Here is a 19,696-nt window from a genome sequence, read left to right on the forward strand (position 1 = left end):
GGGGCACGGGGCGCGCCATGCTGAGTTCGCTCGCCATCCGCGACGTGGTGCTGATCGAGCGGCTGGACCTCGCCTTCGGGCCGGGCCTGACCGTGCTGACGGGCGAGACCGGCGCGGGCAAGTCCATCCTGCTCGACAGCCTCGGTCTCGCGCTCGGGCAGCGCGCGGAAAGCGGGCTGGTGCGCGCGGGCCAGCCGCAGGCGAGCGTGGCCGCCGCCTTCTCGGTCGCCGATGCGCACCCCGCGCGGGCGATGCTGGCCGAACAGGGGATCGAGGCGGAGGACGAGATCGTGCTGCGGCGCGTCGTCACCGCCGATGGCCGGTCGCGCGCCTTCGTCAACGACCAGCCGGTCGGGCTCGCGCTGCTGCGCCGCCTTGGCGCGCTGCTGGTGGAGGTGCAGGGCCAGCACGACCAGGTGGGCCTGGCGGACCCGGCCAGCCATGCCGGGCTGCTCGATTCGGCCGGCGCGCTGGAGAGGCTCCGCGCCGCGGTCGGCGAGGCGCACCGCGCCTGGCGCGAGGCGGAACGCGCGCTGGCCAAGGCGCGGGAGGAAATCGCCGCCGCCGCGCGCGACGAGGAGTTCCTGCGCCATGCGGTGGCGGAGCTGCAGGACCTCGCCCCGGTCGAGGGGGAGGAGGATGCGCTGGCCGCCGAGCGGCAGCGCCTGCAACAGGGCGAACGCCGGGGCGAAGCCATTGCCGAGGCGATCGCCGCGCTGAGCCCGCGCGACCGCCGCAGCGCCAACCCCGCCAATGCCCTGCGCGGCGCCATCCGCGCGCTGGAACGCCTGCCCGCCCCGAACACCGAGGCGGAGCCGGCGCTCGATGCGCTCGGCCGCGCGCTGGATGCGCTGGCCGAGGCCGAGACGGCGATGGAGCGCCTGGCGCATGAGGGCGGGCCCGATCCGCGCCGGCTGGAACAGGTGGAGGAGCGGCTGTTCGCGCTCCGCGCCGCCGCGCGCAAGCACCTGGTGCCGGTGGTGGAACTGCCGGCGCTGCTGGAGGCGCTGAAGGCGCGCCTCGCCGCGCTCGACGCCGGAACCGGCGCGGTCGCCGCAGCGGAGCGCCAGGCGGCGGAGACGCGCGCCGCCTACCTGTCGGCCGCGGGACGGCTCACCGACCAGCGGCGCGAGGCGGCGCAGAAGCTCGAGAAGGCGGTGGCGAAGGAGTTGCCGCCACTGAAGCTGGACCGCGCGCGGCTGGTTGTGGAGGTCGCGGCAAGGGCGGAAGGCGCCTGGGGCCCGGACGGCGTGGACCGCGTGACCTTCCTCGTCTCCACCAACCCCGGCCAGGCGCCCGGTGCGCTGGACAGGATCGCCTCGGGTGGCGAGCTGTCGCGGCTGATGCTGGCGCTGAAGGTCGTGCTGGCGCGCGGCTCGCCGGTGCCGACGCTGGTCTTCGACGAGGTGGACAGCGGCATCGGCGGCGCGACCGCGGCGGCGGTGGGGGACCGGCTGGCGCGGGTGGCGGAACGGCTGCAGGTGCTCGTCGTCACCCATTCGCCGCAGGTCGCGGCGCGCGGCGTGCGGCACCTGTCGGTGGCGAAGCAGGTGAAGGCGGGCCGGGCGGAGACGCGGGTGACCCCGCTCGACGCCCCGGCGCGGCGCGAGGAGATCGCGCGGATGCTGGCGGGCGAGAGGGTGACGGAAGCCGCGCGCATGGCGGCCGACAGCCTGCTGGCGGGGGGACTGCTGTGACCCGGCGGGCGGCGGTGGCGACGGAACCTGCCGGACGGCGCGGCAGGAGGCGGCCGGCATGACGGACCCCGCGCTCCGCACCCGCAAGGTCGAGGTGCTGACCGAGGAGGAGGCAGGCCGGGAACTCGCCGCCCTCGCGGCCGAGATCGCGCATCACGACGAGGCGTATCACCGCCAGGACGCGCCGGAGATCAGCGACGCCGAGTACGACGCGCTGGTGCGCCGCAACCGCGCGATCGAGGCGCGCTTCCCCGCGCTGCTGCGCGAGGACAGTCCCACGCGCCGCGTCGGCGCGGCGGCGGCGGAAGGCTTCGCGAAGCTGCGCCACGGCGTGCCGATGCTCAGCCTCGACAACGGCTTCGGGGACGACGACTTCCGCGAGTTCCTCGCCTCCATCCGCCGCTTCCTGAAGCTGGCGCCGGAGGAGGCGCTGGCCTTCGTGGGCGAGCCGAAGATCGACGGCCTTTCGGTCAACCTGACCTACGAGGATGGCCGCTTCGTCCGCGGCGCGACGCGCGGCGACGGCGCGGTGGGCGAGGATGTGACGCGCAACCTGCTGACGCTGCAGGACCTGCCGAAGCACCTGCCCGCCCCCTTCCCCGCCCGGATCGAGATCCGTGGCGAGGTGTTCTGCGACAAGGCCGATTTCCTCGCCTTCCGCGCGCAGCAGCAGGCGGCGGCGGCCGAGCGCGAGGAGCGGCGCGCGCGGGGCGAGAAGGTTGGGCCTGCCATCACCATTCCCGTCAACCCGCGCAACTTCGCCGCCGGGTCGCTGCGGCAGCTGGACCCCGGGATCACGGCGCGGCGCCCGCTCAAGCTCTTCGCCTATGCGATGGGCGAGGCGAGCGAGCAGCCCGCGGAAACCCACTGGACCTGGCTGGAGCGGCTGCGGGGATGGGGCTTCGCGGTCAACCCGCTCTCCGCCCTGCTGGAGGGCGAGGAGGCGGCGCTGGCCTTCCAGCGGCGCATGGCGGAAACGCGCGCCGACCTCGCCTATGACATCGACGGCGTCGTCTACAAGCTGGACCGGCTGGACTGGCAGCGGCGGCTCGGCTTCGTCGGGCGGGCGCCGCGCTGGGCCATCGCCTGGAAATTCCCGGCGGAGCAGGCGACGACCACCCTGCTCGACATCGAGATCCAGGTCGGCCGCACCGGCGCGCTGACGCCGCGCGCGGTGATGCGGCCGGTCGGCGTCGGCGGCGTGATGGTGACCCATGCCAGCCTGCACAACGAGGACGAGATCGCGCGGAAGGACGTGCGGATCGGCGACACAGTCATCCTCCAGCGCGCGGGCGACGTCATCCCGCAGATCCTCGGCATCGTGCCGGAGCGGCGGCCGGAGGGCGCGCAGCCCTTCGCCTTCCCCGACCGCTGCCCGGTCTGCGGCAGCCACGCGGTGCGGCCGGAAGGCGAGGTGGTGCGCCGCTGCACCGGCGGCCTGACCTGCGCGGCGCAGACGGTGGAACGCCTGATCCACTTCACCCGCCGCAACGCGATGGACATCGAGGGGCTGGGCGTCGAGAACATCCAGGCCCTGTTCGACGCCGGCCTGGTCAGGGGCCCCGCCGACATCTTCCGCCTGGCGCGGCACGAGGCCGAGATGCGCGGCTGGGAGGGCTGGGGGGCGAAGAAGATCGCCAACCTGCTGGCCGCCATCGAGGCGCGGCGCCAGGTGCCGCTGGAACGCTTCATCTTCGCCCTCGGCATCCGCCGCATCGGCGAGGCGAATGCGAAGCTGCTGGCGCGGCACTACCATTCCTTCGCGGAATGGCGGCAGAGGATGGTCGCCGCCACCACCATCGGCAGCGAGGCGCGGGAGGAGCTGGGCTCGATCCAGGGCATCGGCCCCGCCATCGCCACCGAACTCGCCGAGTTCTTCGCCGAGCCGCACAACCGCGCCGCGCTCGACGACCTGGCGCGGGAGGTGACGCCCCAGGATGCCGAGATCGCGGCGGCGGCGGACAGCCCCTTCGCGGGCCGGACGCTGGTGTTCACCGGCACGCTCGGCACGATGAGCCGCGACGAGGCGGAGGCGCAGGCCGAACGGCTGGGCGCGAAGGTGACGAAGAGCGTCTCGCGGAAGACGGACTTCGTCGTGGTCGGCGCCGATGCCGGCAGCAAGGCGGCGAAGGCCGCGGAGCTTGGCGTGCGGGTGCTGACCGAAGCGGAATGGAGGGAGATGGCGGGGCTGGGCTGACGGGCGGCCTTGCGCCGGCCGGCCCGCGCGCCCTATCTCGGCGCGCCATGCATGCCTCCCTCATCGCCGCGCTGCTGCTGTCGGTCGCGGCCTACATCCACACGCGCTCCGCCGATCCCGCGATGCGGCCGGCGAGCCCGGCGGCGGACCTCGCCTGGCGCGGGCTGTCCTTCGCGGCGCTGGTCGTCTGGGGGGCGCTGGTGGTGAAGCTGTTCTACGAACGGGACTGGGCGGATGGGCTGGCCGCGCTGCTCGGTTCCTTCGCGCTGAACTGGTATTTCGGCCATCGCGGGCCGAAGCCGACCTGGCCGGGGCTGTCGATGCTGTTCGCCGTGGTGGGGCTCGGCCTCGCGGGCTACGCCTTCACGCGGGGATAGCCTGCGATCGGCCCGGGTGTGCGCACCGGAGGTGGGCACGCCGGGCCGTGAATCGCTGGCGTGGACGAGGGCCGGACCCGCATCGGCGGGATCCAGTCAGGCCGATGCGGGTCCGGGCGGCAGATCGAGGCGCAGCACCTCTCCCCCGCTGCCGTCCAGCGCGGGGAAGCGGCTGCGCACCAGCGGGTCGTGGCCGGGGATGACCAGGCTTTCGTCGCCGCCGGCCAGCGCGCGCGCGCGGCGCCAGCCCTGCACCATGGCGCCGAGGTCGAAGACGATCGGGAACGGGTTCTCCCGCGCCATGTTGGCGTAGTAGTGGCTGGCATCCCCCGCGATCACCAGCGGGCCGCGCGCGGTGGCGACCCGCACCATCTGCAGCCCGTCCGAATGGCCGCCGACGCGGTGCAGCGTGACGCCGGGCGCGACCTCCCCTTCCCCGTCGTGGAAGCGCACGCGGTCGGCGTAGAGCGCGCGGACCAGCGCCACCACGTCCTCCGCCTCGAAGGGGTGGCGCAGGCAGTGGCTGCACATGTGCCGCCCCGTGGCGAAGGCCATCTCCCGGTCCTGGACGTGGAAGGCGGCGTTGGGGAACAGGCCCAGGTTGCCCGCGTGGTCGTAGTGCAGATGCGTCACCACCACGTCGCGGATCGCCTCCGGCGCCGTGCCGACGGCGCGCAGGCAATCCGAGACGGGGCGGAGGATGGTGCGGCCGCGCCGCGCCGCGGTGGCCGCGTCGAAGCCGGTGTCCACCAGGATCTCCCGCCCCCCCGGCCCGCGCAACAGCCAGACGAAGTAGTCCATCGGCATCGCCTCGTGCGCGTCGGCGACGGGCATCAGGAAGTTGGCCCCCGCCGCGCGGTCGTGATGCGCGTAGCGAAGGGCGAGGACCTGCCACATGCCGCTCACCCCTGCCCCGCGCCGATCTCGCCCGCCGCCAGCATCTCGGCGAAGCGGGCGGCGGCGGTGTGGTCCTGGCCGGGGCCGAGCAGCTTCGCCGCCGCCGCCCAGAGTTCGCGCGTCTGCGCGCCGAGCGGCGCGGGCGTCTCCGTCTCCCGCCCGATCTGCATGGCGATGGACAGGTCCTTCACCATCAGGTCGAGCCCGAAGCCGGAATTGAACTTCCGGTTCAGCACGAACTGCTTCAGCTTGCGCTGCGTGCTGTTGTTCATGCCGGAGGAGGCGTTCAGCACATCCACCATCACCTCCGGGTCGAGCCCGAAGCGGGACCCGATCAGCAGCGCCTCCACGCTCGCGAGGAAGCCGGCGGCGCTGACCAGGTTGTTCAGCGCCTTCATCGCCTGCCCCGCCCCGACATCGCCGCAGCGCGTGACGCTGCCGCCCATGGCGTGCAGCAGCGGGTCCACGCGTTCCAGCGGCACCGCGTCGCCGCCGGTCATGATCGCCAGCGTCCCCGTCTCGGCCCGCGCCACGCCGCCGGAGACGGGCGCATCCACCACAGTCACGCCGCGCAGCGCGAGTTCGGCGGACAGCGCGCGCGTGACCGACGGCTCGCCGGACGACATCTCGACCAGGACCGTGCCGGCCGCGAGGCTGCCGGCGATGCCGCGCACCACCTCCGCCACCTGCCGGCTGGCGGGCAGCATGGTGATGACGGCGTCCGCGCCTTCCGCGCAGGCGGCGGCGGAGGCGGCGGCGGTGCCGCCGTGGCGGCGGGCGAAATCCTCGGCACGGCCGGGCGCGGCATCGTGCACGGCCAGCTGGAAGCCGGCCTCCACCAGCCGGATGGCCATGGGCCAGCCCATGCTGCCGATGCCGATGAAGCCCACGCGCGCGATCGCCGCCATCCGTCCGTCCGTCCCCGCCTGATTGGCCGCGCAAGGCTGGACCGCAGGGCCGCGCCGGGTCAACGCTGCGCCGTCAGGCGGGAGGAACGGCCGGTGTTGTTCGAGGGATTCGCGCTGGAGCACCACGAGGCGAATGGCGGGCGCTTCCGTCTGCGCCGCGGGGGCGAGGGGCCGCCCCTGCTGCTGCTGCACGGGAACCCGCAGACCCATGCGATGTGGCACCGGGTAGCGCCGGCGCTGGCGCGACGCTTCACCGTGGTCTGCCCGGACATCACGGGCTACGGCTTCTCGGCAAGGCGTCCGGTCACGCCGGACCACGCGCCCCATGCGAAGCGCGCGATGGCGGCGGACATGCTGGCGCTGATGCGCGGGCTCGGCCACGACCGCTTCGGGGTCGTGGCGCATGACCGCGGCGCGCGCGTCGCGCACCGGCTGGCGCTGGACGCGCCGGGGGCGGTGGAGCGGCTCTGCGTCATGGACATCGTGCCGACGCTGCACCACTTCGAGCAGGCCGACATGGACTTCGCCATGGGCTACTATCACTGGTTCTTCCTGGCCCAGCCGCACCCGAAGCCCGAACGCATGATCCTGCGCGACGTGGAGGACTGGTTCGACCTGCAGACCTCGCGCGAGCCGAAGGACAGGGGCTTCTTCCACCCCGAGGCGCGCGCCGACTACCTCGCCGCCCTGCGGGAGACCGGCACGGTGGAGGGCATCTGCGAGGACTATCGCGCCGCTGCCACCATCGACCTGGTGCATGACCGCGCGAGCCGCGCGGCCGGCGACAGGCTGCGCTGCCCGCTGCTGGCGCTGTGGGGCGCCAAGGGGAAGGTCGGGGGCTGGTACGACGTGCCGGCGGTGTGGCGCAGCTACGCGGATGGTCCGGTCACCGCCGCGGCGGTGAATTCCGGCCACTACCTGGCGGAGGAGGCGCCGGAGGAGGTGCTGGCCGCGCTGGACGGGTTCCTCGGCCGGGCGGGCTGACGGGCGCCGAACCGCGCCCCGCGGCGGGGCGTTGCATCCGCGCCGGACCGGACCGGATCCCGGCGCATGATGGAGATGCCCGCATGATCCGCCTGACCGCCGCCGCCTTCGCATTGGGCAGCGTCCTCGCCCTTCCCGCCCTGGCGCAGGCGCCGGCGCCGGCCACGGGCGCGACCACCGCCATCCCCGGCACCGCCGGCGGCGGCCCGATCACCTCGCTGACGGCGGGGCAGATGACGGCCGGGCGGCTGATGGACCTCGACGTCCATGGCAGCGACGGCACCCGGATCGGCGAGGTGGAGGACTTGGTGCTCGACCCCGCCTCGGGCCGGATCGTCGCCATCGTGATCGAGGTGGCCGGCACGCTCGGCATCGGCGAGCGCGAGGTGGCGCTGCCGCTGGAGAGCGTGCGGATGGAAGGCGACCGCCGCGTGACGGTGGGCATGACGCGTGAGCAGCTGCGCGAACTGCCCCGCTTCGAGCGGCGCTGACGGCGCCGCCCGGGATCAGTCGAAGGGCAGGATGAAGGGCAGGTCGGTGTCGCCGGTCCGCCCGCCGAAGGCGGTGACCAGGGCATGCGCCTGGCCGCGGTGATGGGTCTGGTGGTTGAAGAAATGCGTCACCAGCACCGCCACCGGCCGCGTCACCTCCCGCCCCATCGCGCCGCTGAACCAGGTGAGCGTGCCGCCGAGCCAGGCGGGGTCGATCCGCGCGGCCCAGGACTCGATGCCGGCATCGGCTTCGGCGCGGCCGGCCTTCAGCCGGTCCCAGTCCGGGTGCAGGGCTGGGCTGTCCTTGATGCCGACGCGCGGCGCGTCCCAGCCCGCGAAGCGGCCCATCCAGGTCGTGTCGCCCCAGAGCAGGTGGGACAGGGTGCCGTGGATGGAGCCGAAGAAGGCGCCGCGATCCTGCCTGCGCTGCGCATCGGTCAGCGCATCCGCCGCGGCGTAGAGCCTGCGGTTCATCTCGGCATTGTAGGCCGCCATCATGCGGCACCAGTCCGGCGTGATCATGGGACGAGCGCCTTCCAGAAGAATGCCGTGTCGTGCGGCGCGTGGTCCGCGCCCAGTTCGAAGCCTGGAATGGTGCCGAGCGCGGTCCAGCCGGCGGCGCGGACCAGCGCCTCCGCCGCGCCGCCAGCGCGGGCGTCCAGCACCAGGATGCGGCGCCCCATCCCGCGCGCGGCCTGTTCGGCGCGGCGCATCAGCGCGCGGCCGACGCCGCGGCGGCGCGCGGGGGGCGCAACCATCAGCGTCCGCAGTTCCGCGACATGCGGCCGGTTCTCCGGCAGGTCGAGACGAAGGTGGACGGCACCCGCCACCTCGCCCTCCAGCCAGGCCACCAGCAGCACGGCCTTGCCGAGCGCGACCCCGGAGGAGATGCCGCGCCAGTGGTCCTGCGCGACGGCAGGCGCCAGCGGCGGCAGCCAGGCGGGGCCGCCGCCGTCGGCGACGCAGTCCACCAGCAGCCGGGTCAGCTGCCGTTCCGCGCTGGCGGCCGCCGCGGCGTCCAGCGCCTCCACCTGCAGCCCGGCCAGCGGCTTGGCGTAGCGGAATTCCAGGCTGTTCGAGAGGTCGTCGAGGATGCGGATCGAGCCCTGCCGCACGAAGCCGCGCTTCTCGTAGAAGCGATGCGCGGCGTCGAAGCGCGTGTCGGTCCAGAGCACGAGGCGTTCGGCCCCGGCGGCGCGGGCATGGCCTTCCACCGCGCCGAGCAGGGCATGGGCCAGCCCGCTGCCGCGCGCTTCCTTCGCGACATAGACCTTGCAGACCTCCCAGGCGCGGTCCTGGTGCATCGGGCGCGTCGCGGCCATGCCGACCACGCGGCCCCCTTCCCCCGCTGCCCAGAGCGCGCCGCCGGCCGCGCGGAAATGGGTGGCGAGGGCGCGGAGTTCCGGCACCTCGCCATCCACGTCGAGCACGCAGCCCGGGTATTCGGACCAGCAGGCGCCGATGAGGGCGATGAAGCCCTCCGCGTCCTCGTCCCGGCCCGGGCGGATGGGCGGCGTCACGAAAGCCCGCGGCAGAACTCCTGGATGCGGCCGCAGGCCTCGCGCAGACTGTCCGTGTCGGTCGCGTAGGAGATGCGGATGTAGGGGCTCATGCCATAGGCCGCGCCCTGCACCAGGGCGACGTGGTGTTCCTCGAGCAGGGCGAGGGCGAAGTCGGTGTCGGTGGCGATCTTCCGCCCGCCCTTCGTCGTCTTGCCGAGGCAGCCGGCGACGTTCGGGAAGACGTAGAAGGCGCCTTCGGGCTTGTGGCAGGCGATGCCGGGGGCCTGGTTCAGCATCTCGACCACCATGTCGCGGCGCTGGCGGTAGATGGCCGCGCGTTCGGCCACCAGGTCCTGCGGGCCGTCGAGCGCGGCGACCGCGGCGGCCTGGCCGACCGTGCTGATGCCGCTGCTGATCTGGCTCTGCATGTTCACCATCGCCGCGATCAGCGGCTTCGGCCCGCCGCAGAAGCCGACGCGCCAGCCGGTCATCGCATAGGTCTTGGACACGCCGTTGACCGTCAGCACGCGGTCCTTCAGCCGCGGCTCGACCTCGGCGATCGTGCAGAACTCGAACCCGTCATAGACGAGGTGCTCGTACATGTCGTCGGTCATCACCCAGACATGCGGGTGCTTCAGCAGAACCTCGGCCAGCGCCTTCATCTCGGCGCGGGAACAGGCGGCGCCGGTCGGGTTGTTCGGAAAATTCAGGATCAGCCACTTGGTCTTCGGCGTGATCGCCGCGTCCAGGTCCTCGGGGCGCAGCTTGAAGCCGTTGTTCTGCGGGCAGTTCACCGTGACCGGCTTCGCGGTGGCGAGCTTCGCCATCTCCGCGTAGCTGATCCAGTAGGGGGCGGGGATCAGCACCTCGTCGCCCGGGTCGCAGGTGCCGAGCAGGGCGTTCATGATGACCTGCTTGCCGCCGTTCGAGACCATGATCTCGTCGAGCGCGTAGTCCAGGTTGTTGTCGCGCTTGAACTTGCGCTGGATCGCCTGCTTCAGCGCGCGGGTGCCGTCCTGCGGCGGGTATTTCGTGTCCCCCGACAGCGCCGCCTGGTGCGCCGCCTCGACCGCATGGGCGGGGGTGTCGAAGTCCGGCTCGCCGACCGCGAGGCTGATGACCTTCACGCCCTTCGCCGCGAGTTCGCGCGCCTTCGCGGTCATGACGGCGGAGGCCGCGAGTTCGATGTCCTTCAGGCGGTTCGCAAGGGCGGGCATGATGACGGCGGGTTCCCTGGGATGTGCCGCGCCACCCTAATCCGCGCGCGCCGCACGCTCAATCCGCGGGGCGCTCCATGATCCAGTCGAAGGGGGCTTCCCCGGTGAGGACGAAGCCCTGGCGTTCCCAGAACCGGCGGGCGGGGCTTGCCTTCAGCACCTCGATCCACCAGCCCCGGCCGGGGTGGCGGGCACGGAGCGCCGCGAAGACCTCGGCGCCGAGACCCCTGCCCTGCACCCGGGGCTCCAGGAAAACGCTGTGCAGTTCCATCGCCGCACCGCGGGGGTAGAGGCCGAGGCAGCCGATGGCCGCGCCATCCCGCTCGATCACCATGAGGCTGCCGGCGTCGAGGTGCTGGCGCATCCGGGCGCGCCGGCGTTCGGGATCGAACCGCCCGATCCGCTCCAGATGCGCGCGCATCGTGCGGATCGAGAGGTCGAGCAGGTGCTCGAAATCCGCCTCCGCCGCGGGACGGAAGCGGATGGGCACTACTTCAGCCCCGCGCAGAACTTCTGGATGCGCGTGCAGGCATCGGTCAGCGACGCGTCGTCGGTGGCGTAGCTGATGCGGAAATGGCCGGGGAACATGAAGGCCGCGCCGTGCACCGTGGCCACCCCCTGTTCCTCTAGCAGGGCGAGGCAGAAATCCTCGTCCGTCTCGATCCTCCGCCCCGTCGCGCTGGTCTTGCCGAGGCAGCCGCGGATGTCGGGGAAGACGTAGAAGGCGCCTTCCGGCGTCGGGCAGCGCACGCCCTCGGCCCGGTTCAGCATGCCCACCACCAGGTCGCGCCGGCGCTGGTAGACCTTCCGCATCTCCTCCACGCTGTCCTGCTGGCCGCACAGCGCCTCGATCGCCGCGGCCTGGCTGATGGAGGAGGTGTTGGAGGTGGACTGGCTCTGCAGCTTGTCCATCGCCTTGATCAGCTTCACCGGCGCGCCCGCGAAGCCGATGCGCCAGCCGGTCATCGCATAGGCCTTGGAGCAGCCGTTCATGGTGACGGTGCGGTCCTTCAGCCGCGGCTCGACCCCGGCGAGGGTGGCGAACTTCGTGTCGCCGTAGACCAGCTTCTCATAGATGTCGTCGGAGAAGATCCAGACATCGGGGTGGCGCAGCAGCACCTCGGCCAGGGCCTTCAGCTCCGCCGCGCTGTAGGCGGCGCCGGTCGGGTTGCTGGGGTTGTTGAGGATGAGCCACTTGGTGCGGGGCGTGATCGCCGCCTCCAGCTGCTCCGGCGTCATGCGGAAGCCCTGGTTCGGGCCGCAGGGCACGATCACCGGCTTGCCCTCGGCGAGCGAGACGATGTCGGGGTAGCTGACCCAGCAGGGGGCGGGGATGATGGCCTCGTCGCCCGGGTTGATGGTGGCGACCAGCGCGTCGAAGATCACCTGCTTGCCGCCGGTGGCGACCAGGATCTCCTCCGGCTTGTACTCGACGTCGTTGTCGCGCCTGAACTTCTCGCAGACCGCCTTCCGCAGCGCGAGGGTGCCGGCGACGTCGGTGTAGCGCGTCTCGCCCCGCTCGATCGCCGCGATGGCGGCGTCCTTGACGTTGCGGGGGGTGTCGAAGTCGGGCTCGCCCGCGGCGAGCGAGATCACGTCCCGCCCCTCCGCCTTCAGCGCGCGCGCCTTCGCCGTCATGGCGATGGTCAGCGAGGGCGAGATGCGGTCGAGGCGGTCGGCGATCAGGTTCATGGCGCGTGGCGTTCCCTGCCGCCCCGGGGGCAGGATGCGTCCCGGGCGCGGCCGGGCGTTTTCCTAGCGCCGGCGGCGCGCCCCGTCCACCGGCCGGATCACTCGAACCGCAGGGGGCGGTAGCCCTGGAAGGTGAAGCCCTGGGCGGCCATGCATTGGCGGCGCCAGGCCTGGCGGGCCCCCTCGTTCACGTCCACCTGGGCGTGGCGGGCAGGGCGCCAGCGTTCCACCACCCGGCAATGCTCCCGCCCGCCGTCGCGCCAGCAATGCCGGTCGCGTTCCACCCGCGGGCCTTCGACCATCTGCCAGACGTAATGCGGCGGCACGGCCAGCGCCGCCTCGTTCCCGCAGGCGGCGTTGGCCGCATCGCCCTCCGCCTCGGTCGCGCCGGGGCGGGACCACCGCTCGGCGCAGCCGGCCAGCAGGACGGTCAGGAGAAGGGGGATCAGGCGGCGCATGATGGGCACCATGGCACGCGGTCGTGCCGGAATCATGGCGGTGCGCGACGCGCCCGCGCGCGGAAGACCAGCCACAGCGCGGCCAGCAGCCCCGCCCCCACCAGCAGCACCAGCAGCGTCGCCAGCGCGTAGAGTTCCGGCGAAAGGCCGAGCCGGACGGCGGAGAAGACAAACATCGGCAGCGTCGTCGCGCCCGGGCCGGAGACGAAGCTCGCCACCACCAAGTCGTCGAGCGAGAGGGTGAAGGCCAGCAGCCAGCCCGCCGCGACCCCGGGCGCGATCAGCGGCAGGGTGATGGTGCGGAACACCGTCCAGGGCCGGGCGCCGAGATCCATCGCCGCCTCCTCCAGGCTCATGTCAAAATCGGCCAGGCGGGACTGCACGACGACCGCCACATAGGCGGCGCCGAAGGTGGCATGCGCGATGGCGACCGTGCCCGCGCCGCGCCCGGCCGGGACGCCGATGGCGGATTCGAGCGCGACGAACAGCAGCAGCAGCGACAGGCCGGTGATCACCTCCGGCATCACCAGCGGCGCGGCCATCACTGCGGCAAATCCGGCTCGGCCGCGGAAGCGGCGCCAGCGGGCCAGGGCGAAGCCCGCCAGCGTGCCGATCACCGTCGCGGCCGTGGCGGAGACGGCGGCGATCCGCAGCGACAGGAACAGCGCCTCCCGCAGCGGCGCATTCTGCCACAGCGCGGCGTACCAGCGCGTGGAGAAGCCGGTGAAGGACGTGACCATCCGGCTGTCGTTGAAGCTGAACAGCGCCATCAGCAGGATGGGCAGGTAGAGGAAGGCGAAGCCGAGGCCGAGCGGCACGAGCAGGCGCCGGGGCGCGGTCATGCGCGCGGCGCCTTCCACTGGAACAGCGCGATCGGCACCACCAGCGCCACCAGCAGCACGACCGCGAGCGTGGAGGCCAGCGGCCAGTCCCGGTTCTGGAAGAACTCGGTCCACAGCACCCGGCCGATGAGTTGTGCCCCCGGCCCGCCCAGCAACTCGGGGATCACGAATTCGCCCACCGCCGGGATGAAGACCAGCAGCACGCCTGCCACGATCCCCGGCAGGGACAGCGGCAGCGTCACCGTCAGGAAGGCGCGCCAGGGGGGCGCGCCGAGGTCGGACGCCGCCTCCAGCAGCGCCGGGTCCTGCTTCGCGAGCGTGGCGTAGAGCGGCAGGACCATGAAGGGCAGGTAGCAGTAGGTGATGCCGAGATACATCGCGAGGTCGGTGTAGAGCAGTTGCAGCGGCTCCTCCACCAGGCCGAGCGCGAGCAGCATCCCGTTCAGCCATCCCTGGTCCTGAAGAATGCCGATCCAGGCGGTGATCCGCAGCAGGAAGGAGGTCCAGAAGGGCAGGATCACCAGCACCAGCAGCGCCGGCCGCCACCGCTCCGGCGCGCGGGCGATGGCCAGCGCCATGGGGTAGCCGAGGCCGAGGCACAGCAGCGAGGAGACGGCCGCGACGCGCAGGCTGCGCAGGTAGGCGCCGAGGTAGAAGGGGTCCTCCGCCAGCAGGCGGAAATTCGCGCCGCTCGCCCCGGCTTCCGGCCAGGCATAGGGGGGCAGGCCCTCTGCCACTTCCGCCACCGAGATGGACAGCACGATGGCGAAGGGTGCGAGGAAGAACACCGCCATCCAGGCCAGTGGCAGGGCCAGCACCAGCAGGCGTCGGCGCGGCGTCACGCGGGCAGGACCATGGTGGCGGCGGCGTCCCAGGTCAGCAGCACGCTGTCGTCCCAGTCCACCGGCCGTTCGGTGCTGCGGGTGGCGCCGTGCAGGCTGACTCGCAGCTCCGCCCCGCCCGGCGTCAGGACATGTACGATGAAGACGTCGCCGAGATAGGCGATGTCCCGCACGCGGCCGGCGACCCGGTTCTCCCCGTGCGTCGCGTCCTGCGGCGCGGGCGCGATCCGCATCCGCTCCGGCCGCAGCGCGACCGCGACGCGCGCGCCCGGCGGCTGCGGCGCCGCGCCCGCATGGCGGATCCGCAGGCCGGGCTCGGACGGGACCGCGATGCCGCCCGGCTCCGCCACGCCCTCCAGGATGTTGGCGGTGCCGAGGAATTCGGCGGTGAAGCGGCTGTTCGGGAATTCGTAGACCTCGGCCGGCGTGCCGACCTGCACCAGCGCGCCGCGGTCCATCACCGCCAGGCGCGTGGCCATGGTCATCGCCTCCTCCTGGTCATGGGTGACGATGACGAAGGTGGTGCCCGTGCGGCCCTGGATGCCCATCAACTCGAACTGCGTCGCCTCCCGCAGGTTCTTGTCGAGCGCGGAGAGCGGCTCGTCCAGCAGCAGCAGCTTCGGGCGCTTCGCCAGCGCGCGCGCCAGCGCCACGCGGGCGCGCTGCCCGCCCGACAGATCGGAAGGGCGCCGCGCGCCGAACCCCTCCATCCGCACCAGCGCCAGCATCTCCTCGACGCGCGCGCGGATGGCGGGCTTCGGCAGGCCGTCCTGCACCAGGCCATAGGCGATGTTGCGCGCCACATCCATGTGCGGGAACAGCGCATAGGACTGGAACATCATGTTCACCGGCCGCGCATGGGGCGGCACGCCCGTCATGTCCTGCCCGTCGAGCAGGATGCGCCCGGCATCCGGCGTGGCGAGCCCCGCCAGGCAGCGCAGCAGGGTGGACTTGCCCGAGCCCGATCCGCCGAGCAGCGCGAAGAACTCGCCCCGCCAGATCGACAGGTCGATGCCGTCCAGCGCGGCGTGGCCGCCGAACCGCTTGGTCAGCCCCTCGATGCGCAGGAAGGGAGCCGCGTCGGGGTCGCGCCAGGGCGCGGCCGCGCCAGGCCTCACCGCCCGGCCTTGAAGCGCGACCAGACCCGGTTGCGCGCGCGCTCCGCCGCCTGCGGCACGGGGCCGATGGTGAAGAAGGCCGCGCGCGCCGCCTCGGGCGGGAACACGGCCGGGTCCTCGGCCACCTCGCGCGCCACCAGCGCGCGGCTGGCCGGCACGCCGTTCGGGTAGCGCACATGGTTGGTGATGGCGGCCATCACGTCGGGCTGGAGGAGGAAGTTGATGAAGGCGTGCGAGGCTTCCGGGTTCGGCGCGTCGGCCGGGATCGCCAGCAGGTCGAACCAGAGCTGCGCACCCTCCCTCGGCGCCACGTACTGCACCGTGACGCCGCGCCCGGCCTCCCGCGCGCGGACGCCGGCCTGGATGGCGTCGCCCGAATAGGCGAAGGCGAGGCAGGACTGCCCGCCCGCCAGCGCCTCGATGGCGCCGGCGGTGGAGAAGTTGCGGATGAAGGGGCGGATGGCCATCAGCGCGCGCTCCACCTCCCGCAGGTCGGCTTCCGCCGTGCTGTTCGGGTCGCGGCCGAGATGGCGCAGCACGGTCGGGATGACGTCGGCGGCGCTGTCCATCATGGTGATGCCGCAGCGCGCGATGCGGCGGGCATGCTGCGGGTCCAGCAGCAGTGCCAGGCTGTCCATCGGCGCGTCTGGCGCCAGCGCGCGGATGCGCTCGGGGTTCACGCCGAGCCCGATCGTGCCCCAGAGGTAGAGCACGCCGAAGCGGTTGCCCGGGTCGCTCGCCGCCACCTGCCGCTGCAGCGCGGGGTCGAGATTCGCGAGGTTCGGCAGCAGCGCGGGGTCGAGCGGGCGGAACGCGCCGGCGCGGGCGAGGCGGGAGAAGGTCGGCTCGCTCGTCGGCACGACGATGTCGTAGCCGGACCGCCCGGCCGAGAGCCGGCCCTCCAGCGTCTCCAGGCTGTCATAGACGTCGTAGCGCACGCGGATGCCGGTCTCCCGCGTGAAGCGCTGGACCATGTAGGGGTCGATGTAGTCGTTCCAGTTGAAGACGTTCACCACCCGCTCCTGCGCGCGCGCCGGCATGGCGGCGAGCAGCGTGGCGCAGGCGGCGAGCAGGAGGAGGCGACGCAGCATTCCCGGCATCTCCCGAAGGGTGTCGGTTCGCAACCTATCATGCGGCGGCGCGGCTGCACCGGGGGCTGGCCATGGGTGGCGCGGGAATTTGTTCTTGACTTGTTCCTAATCCGCCCGTAGATCGAACCCGCCACGGCCCGAACTGCGTCCAGCGCAGGCCCTGGCATTCCCCACCCCGTCAAGCCCACGCCGCGCGCCGCCCCGCCGGGCCGCGTGCGCGCCCTGCCGTCCCCAGCCCCGCCCGCCCCGACGCGCCGCCCGGCACGCCGGCGGCGGCGCCTGTCCGACCGGAGCCCCGCATGCCCTTCGACAACGCCGGCCTCAACCCGCTGCTCAGCGCCAGCGGCTTCACCTTCTGGCTGTACCGCACCACGGACACGCGGGCGCAGACGCTGGTCGCGGGGTATTTCGCGCCCGCCGCGGCGCGGCTCGAAACCGGCGACCTGATCCTAGTGCAGGCGGCGGATTCGGTGGCCTTCCAGCCCGTGCGCGCGGGCGACGTGGTGGCGGCGGGGCTGGTGATCGACACGGCGCCGGCGCCCTTCCGCGTCAGCCGTGCCGCCGCGCAGAGATTTTCCGTCCGGCAGGCGGTCAGCGCGGTGGCGATGACCGTCGTGCTCATGCCGCTCGCCGCCGGGATCGTCGCCAATGGCAGCCTGCGGGCCGAGGCCGCGGTCGCGGGCCCGGTCGCGGAGGTGCGGTTCAGCATCCGCGACGCCGCCGGCAGCACGGTGCGCGGACCGACCGCCGCTGCGGTGACCGCCGGGACGGCAAGCGTGACCTTCGCCGCACCTGCGGCCGGCAGCGGCTATCGCCTGCGGGTCGAGGCAACCGGCCGGCCGGAGGTGTCCGACACCTCGCCCCCCTTCGCGGTCACCGCGCCCTTCGCGCTGCTGCTCCAGAGCCTCGGCACCCTGCTGCTGCAGGACGGCGGGCGCGTGCTGGTCTGATCCCGCCGCGCCGCGCCCGCCCTTCCCCGCCCCTTCCCGCACAGGACACCGAGCCCGATGGCCGACACCCGAATCTCCGACCTTCCGGCGGCGGCCGCACTCGCCGCGGCCGACCTCGCGCCCGTGGTGCAGGGCAGCGGCGCGGCCGCGCAGACGCGGCGCGCGACCTTCGCGCAGATCACCGCCGGCGTGCATGCCGAACGCATGCTCCATGTGCGCGACTTCGGCGCGGTGGGCGACGGCAGCACCGATGACGCGGCCGCCATCCAGTCGGCGATCGACGCGGCGGCGGCGGCGGGCGGCGGCATCGTGCGGCTCGGCCCGCGGCGCTACCGCGTCGCCGCGGCGGGGCTGGCGGTGAAGGAGAATGTCTGCCTCGAAGGCCCGGTCTTCCCGGGCGGGCAGCGCCTGAACGCCGACTACCGCGCCATCCCCGGCAGCCTGCTGGTGGATGCCGCGCGCACCATCCGCGTGCTGCGCGGCGCCACGGTGCGGCGCGCCGCGGTGATCCGCGACGGGCTGGGCGCGCCGCCCACGGGACTGCGCAGCGCGATCGCGCTGCGCAACGCCATGGCGGGCACGGCCATCACCATCGGCGACGGGTCGGGCACGCATCACGACGTCCTGCTGGAGGACCTGCTGGTGCTGGGCTTCGACCTGGCGGTGCGGTCCGACAACAGCCAGCGCCTGAACATCCGCCGGATGCGGGGCGACAACCGCAACGGCATCTGGCTGTCGCAGACCTATGACGTCACCCGCGTCCACGACGTCCATTTCTGGCCCTTCCTGACCGGCAACCTGGGCGGCGTGTCGCTGGTGCAGATGGCCGTCTCGGCCGTGGCGAACAACGGCGCGGGGCTGGTGCGCGTGACCACCGCCACCCCGCATGGACTGGCCAGCGGGGACCTGGTGAATGTGCACGGCGTGGCGGGCGTGGTCGCGGCCAATTCGCGCCGCTTCGTCACCGTGGTGGACGCGACGCGCTTCGACATGGCCGGCACCAGCTTCGCCGGCAGCCATGCCGGGGGCGGGACCGTGTCGGTCTGGAACAACCGCCGCAGCGGCACCGCCTTCCGTGTCGAGAGCAGCGACGTTGCCGAATTCGTCAACTGCTTCTGCTACGGCTACGACATCGGCTTCGACCTCGGCAGCGGCAGCCAGTCGATCCAGCTGCACAATTGCAGCGTGGACGACCTGCTGTCCCTGAAGGACCCCTTCACCGTCGGCGCCTGGATCCGCGGCGACGCCTTCCGCACGAAATGGGTCGGCGGCTTCATCAGCAGCATGGCCACCGCGATCCGCGTGAACAGCAGCGCGTCCAACCAGGGCGACAACCAGTTCGTCGGCGTCATGGTGGGGGGCGATGGCGCCTGGCGCACGGTGGAGGTGCTGGATGGCGGCCTCACACTCGTCGCCTGCGACCTGCCGGCGGCCAGCGTCTATCTCGCCAGCGCCGGCGACAGTCTCTCGGTCGTCGCGTCCGACACGCGGTCGGCCAGCTTCGGGGCGGAGACGCCGGGCGACCTGGCGCGCATCGTTCTGGTGGGCAACCGCACGCAGCCCATGGGCTCCACCGCCGACCAGACCAGCACCGTGCTGCACCGGCGTTCCGCCGGGCTCGGAGCGGAGCTGGACCTCGAGAACCAGGACGCCACCATCACCTACGCCGTCGGGATCGGCGCGGGCAGCGGCGCGCCGTTGCTGATCGGCGGCGATGCGGTGGCGAACCCGAATGGCGGCGTGGTGTTCGGCGCGCCCGCCGCGATGACCGCGCCGATGTCGGTGACGCTCCGCCGCGCCTCCGCCGCGCCGGCCAATGGCGACGCGCTCGGGCGGGTCGCCTTCAGCGGCAACAACGCCGCGGGCGCCGAGACCGCCTTCGCCCGCATCGGCGGGGTGAGCGAGACGGTGGCCGCCGGTTCGGAGGCCGGCGCCTTCGTGGTGGAGGTGCGGAGCGCGGGCGCCCTGGCCGAACGCCTTCGCATCTCCCCCACCGGGACGGTCACGCTCCACGGGCCGCTGGTGCTGCCGGCCGACCCCGCCGCCCCGGCCCAGGCCGCCACGAAGGGCTATGTCGATGCCCAGTTCACCGCGCGGCGGCTGCCGGTGGTCGCCGCCGCCGCCGCCACGGCGCTGACGCTCGCCGCGCATAACGGGCGGCTGGTCGCGGCGAATGCCGGCGCGACGCTGTCGATCGACTGGGCGGCGACGGGCGACGGCTTCACCTGCCTCGTCATCAACCGCACAGGCGCCGACCTGGCGGTCGCGATGACGGGCTTCAGCGCGGCCACGCCTTCCAACCCCGACGGGATGACGAGGATCCGCGCCGGCGGCCTGGCCACGCTGCTCGCCTTCAGCCCCGACGGCGGCACGACCAGGGTGCTGCTGCTCTCCGGCGCCGGCGCCCCCTGACACCCCACCCCGAGAAGGAGA

Annotated in this window: 19 protein-coding genes; 7 read left to right on the forward strand and 12 right to left on the reverse strand. The window is 73.1% G+C overall.

The features are described from left to right. The first annotated feature begins 17 nt into the window (after positions 1 to 17). From recN to ACK8OX_RS14060, 3 genes are read left to right on the forward strand one after another with little or no spacing between them, the layout of a single operon-like run. Positions 18 to 1,697, forward strand: a complete 1,680-nt coding sequence (gene recN / locus ACK8OX_RS14050; protein WP_430664775.1) for a DNA repair protein RecN — start codon at positions 18 to 20, stop codon at positions 1,695 to 1,697. Positions 1,698 to 1,755: 58 nt separating this feature from the next. Next, positions 1,756 to 3,894 (forward strand): NAD-dependent DNA ligase LigA, encoded by a 2,139-nt coding sequence (gene ligA, locus ACK8OX_RS14055; protein ID WP_430664776.1) that lies wholly within the window; start codon positions 1,756 to 1,758, stop codon positions 3,892 to 3,894. 47 nt (positions 3,895 to 3,941) lie between these two features. Then, positions 3,942 to 4,271, forward strand: a complete 330-nt coding sequence (locus ACK8OX_RS14060; RefSeq protein WP_430664777.1) for a multidrug DMT transporter permease — start codon at positions 3,942 to 3,944, stop codon at positions 4,269 to 4,271. Positions 4,272 to 4,367: 96 nt separating this feature from the next. On the opposite strand, the gene ACK8OX_RS14065 is transcribed toward ACK8OX_RS14060, so the two are convergent. Together ACK8OX_RS14065 and ACK8OX_RS14070 are read right to left on the reverse strand one after the other, a co-directional pair. Continuing rightward, entirely contained in the window at positions 4,368 to 5,168 is an 801-nt protein-coding gene (locus ACK8OX_RS14065) for an N-acyl homoserine lactonase family protein (protein WP_430664778.1), read from the reverse strand. Between the two features lie 5 nt (positions 5,169 to 5,173). Further along, positions 5,174 to 6,076 (reverse strand): NAD(P)-dependent oxidoreductase, encoded by a 903-nt coding sequence (locus ACK8OX_RS14070; RefSeq protein WP_430664779.1) that lies wholly within the window; start codon positions 6,074 to 6,076, stop codon positions 5,174 to 5,176. Positions 6,077 to 6,169: 93 nt separating this feature from the next. Here ACK8OX_RS14070 and ACK8OX_RS14075 point away from each other — a divergent pair, with 93 nt between their 5' ends. Both ACK8OX_RS14075 and ACK8OX_RS14080 read left to right on the forward strand, forming a co-directional pair. Further along, positions 6,170 to 7,060, forward strand: a complete 891-nt coding sequence (locus ACK8OX_RS14075) for an alpha/beta fold hydrolase (RefSeq protein WP_430664780.1) — start codon at positions 6,170 to 6,172, stop codon at positions 7,058 to 7,060. Between the two features lie 83 nt (positions 7,061 to 7,143). Next, a complete protein-coding gene (locus ACK8OX_RS14080; protein ID WP_430664782.1) occupies positions 7,144 to 7,551 on the forward strand; it encodes a PRC-barrel domain-containing protein in 408 nt (135 codons plus the stop codon). 15 nt (positions 7,552 to 7,566) lie between these two features. Here the strand turns inward: ACK8OX_RS14080 and ACK8OX_RS14085 are convergent, their stop codons facing one another. The 10 genes from ACK8OX_RS14085 to ACK8OX_RS14130 all read right to left on the reverse strand — a co-directional run bounded on the left by ACK8OX_RS14085 (position 7,567) and on the right by ACK8OX_RS14130 (position 16,313). Continuing rightward, complete coding sequence (locus ACK8OX_RS14085) at positions 7,567 to 8,073, reverse strand: DinB family protein (RefSeq protein WP_430664783.1); 507 nt, start codon at positions 8,071 to 8,073, stop codon at positions 7,567 to 7,569. Next, complete coding sequence (locus tag ACK8OX_RS14090) at positions 8,070 to 9,071, reverse strand: GNAT family N-acetyltransferase (RefSeq protein WP_430664784.1); 1,002 nt, start codon at positions 9,069 to 9,071, stop codon at positions 8,070 to 8,072. Before ACK8OX_RS14090 ends, ACK8OX_RS14085 begins: the two co-directional genes overlap by 4 nt. Next, positions 9,068 to 10,270, reverse strand: a complete 1,203-nt coding sequence (locus ACK8OX_RS14095; protein ID WP_430664785.1) for a pyridoxal phosphate-dependent aminotransferase — start codon at positions 10,268 to 10,270, stop codon at positions 9,068 to 9,070. Before ACK8OX_RS14095 ends, ACK8OX_RS14090 begins: the two co-directional genes overlap by 4 nt. A gap of 58 nt (positions 10,271 to 10,328) precedes the next feature. After that, positions 10,329 to 10,760, reverse strand: a complete 432-nt coding sequence (locus tag ACK8OX_RS14100) for an N-acetyltransferase family protein (RefSeq protein ID WP_430664786.1) — start codon at positions 10,758 to 10,760, stop codon at positions 10,329 to 10,331. Further along, positions 10,760 to 11,962, reverse strand: coding sequence for a pyridoxal phosphate-dependent aminotransferase (locus tag ACK8OX_RS14105; protein ID WP_430664787.1), 1,203 nt, complete (start codon positions 11,960 to 11,962; stop codon positions 10,760 to 10,762). Before ACK8OX_RS14105 ends, ACK8OX_RS14100 begins: the two co-directional genes overlap by 1 nt. 98 nt (positions 11,963 to 12,060) lie before the next feature. Then, positions 12,061 to 12,420: a hypothetical protein gene (locus ACK8OX_RS14110; RefSeq protein ID WP_430664788.1), complete on the reverse strand. Its 360-nt coding sequence runs from the start codon at positions 12,418 to 12,420 to the stop codon at positions 12,061 to 12,063. Between the two features lie 32 nt (positions 12,421 to 12,452). Continuing rightward, on the reverse strand, positions 12,453 to 13,262 hold the full coding sequence (locus ACK8OX_RS14115; protein WP_430664789.1) for an ABC transporter permease subunit: 810 nt from the start codon (positions 13,260 to 13,262) through the stop codon (positions 12,453 to 12,455). Further along, positions 13,259 to 14,104 (reverse strand): ABC transporter permease, encoded by an 846-nt coding sequence (locus ACK8OX_RS14120; RefSeq protein WP_430664790.1) that lies wholly within the window; start codon positions 14,102 to 14,104, stop codon positions 13,259 to 13,261. The genes ACK8OX_RS14115 and ACK8OX_RS14120 overlap by 4 nt, the downstream gene beginning before the upstream one ends. Beyond that, a complete protein-coding gene (locus tag ACK8OX_RS14125) occupies positions 14,101 to 15,222 on the reverse strand; it encodes an ABC transporter ATP-binding protein (protein WP_430664791.1) in 1,122 nt (373 codons plus the stop codon). The genes ACK8OX_RS14120 and ACK8OX_RS14125 overlap by 4 nt, the downstream gene beginning before the upstream one ends. Beyond that, on the reverse strand, positions 15,219 to 16,313 hold the full coding sequence (locus ACK8OX_RS14130; protein WP_430664792.1) for a polyamine ABC transporter substrate-binding protein: 1,095 nt from the start codon (positions 16,311 to 16,313) through the stop codon (positions 15,219 to 15,221). Before ACK8OX_RS14130 ends, ACK8OX_RS14125 begins: the two co-directional genes overlap by 4 nt. A 299-nt stretch (positions 16,314 to 16,612) precedes the next feature. Between ACK8OX_RS14130 and ACK8OX_RS14135 the strand changes: the two genes are divergently transcribed. Further along, the gene (locus tag ACK8OX_RS14135; RefSeq protein ID WP_430664793.1) at positions 16,613 to 17,263 is read left to right on the forward strand and encodes a hypothetical protein; all 651 of its coding nucleotides are present in this window, start codon (positions 16,613 to 16,615) and stop codon (positions 17,261 to 17,263) included. A 57-nt stretch (positions 17,264 to 17,320) separates the two neighbouring features. Beyond that, a complete protein-coding gene (locus tag ACK8OX_RS14140; RefSeq protein WP_430664794.1) occupies positions 17,321 to 19,675 on the forward strand; it encodes a glycosyl hydrolase family 28-related protein in 2,355 nt (784 codons plus the stop codon). Positions 19,676 to 19,696: the final 21 nt, after the last annotated feature.

The sequence above is a fragment of the Falsiroseomonas sp. CW058 genome (genome assembly GCF_050563535.1).
Taxonomy (GTDB): Bacteria; Pseudomonadota; Alphaproteobacteria; order Acetobacterales; family Acetobacteraceae; genus Falsiroseomonas.

Coding starts and splice junctions, on each gene's coding strand:
- ligA (WP_430664776.1), top strand. CDS start 1,756: ATGACGGACCCCGCGCTCCGCACCCGCAAGGTCGAGGTGCTGACCGAG.
- ACK8OX_RS14085 (WP_430664783.1), bottom strand. CDS start 8,073: ATGATCACGCCGGACTGGTGCCGCATGATGGCGGCCTACAATGCCGAG.
- ACK8OX_RS14140 (WP_430664794.1), top strand. CDS start 17,321: ATGGCCGACACCCGAATCTCCGACCTTCCGGCGGCGGCCGCACTCGCC.
- ACK8OX_RS14135 (WP_430664793.1), top strand. CDS start 16,613: ATGCCCTTCGACAACGCCGGCCTCAACCCGCTGCTCAGCGCCAGCGGC.
- ACK8OX_RS14110 (WP_430664788.1), bottom strand. CDS start 12,420: ATGCGCCGCCTGATCCCCCTTCTCCTGACCGTCCTGCTGGCCGGCTGC.
- ACK8OX_RS14070 (WP_430664779.1), bottom strand. CDS start 6,076: ATGGCGGCGATCGCGCGCGTGGGCTTCATCGGCATCGGCAGCATGGGC.
- ACK8OX_RS14115 (WP_430664789.1), bottom strand. CDS start 13,262: ATGACCGCGCCCCGGCGCCTGCTCGTGCCGCTCGGCCTCGGCTTCGCC.
- ACK8OX_RS14080 (WP_430664782.1), top strand. CDS start 7,144: ATGATCCGCCTGACCGCCGCCGCCTTCGCATTGGGCAGCGTCCTCGCC.
- ACK8OX_RS14130 (WP_430664792.1), bottom strand. CDS start 16,313: ATGCTGCGTCGCCTCCTCCTGCTCGCCGCCTGCGCCACGCTGCTCGCC.
- ACK8OX_RS14060 (WP_430664777.1), top strand. CDS start 3,942: ATGCATGCCTCCCTCATCGCCGCGCTGCTGCTGTCGGTCGCGGCCTAC.
- ACK8OX_RS14095 (WP_430664785.1), bottom strand. CDS start 10,270: ATGCCCGCCCTTGCGAACCGCCTGAAGGACATCGAACTCGCGGCCTCC.
- ACK8OX_RS14065 (WP_430664778.1), bottom strand. CDS start 5,168: ATGTGGCAGGTCCTCGCCCTTCGCTACGCGCATCACGACCGCGCGGCG.
- ACK8OX_RS14105 (WP_430664787.1), bottom strand. CDS start 11,962: ATGAACCTGATCGCCGACCGCCTCGACCGCATCTCGCCCTCGCTGACC.
- recN (WP_430664775.1), top strand. CDS start 18: ATGCTGAGTTCGCTCGCCATCCGCGACGTGGTGCTGATCGAGCGGCTG.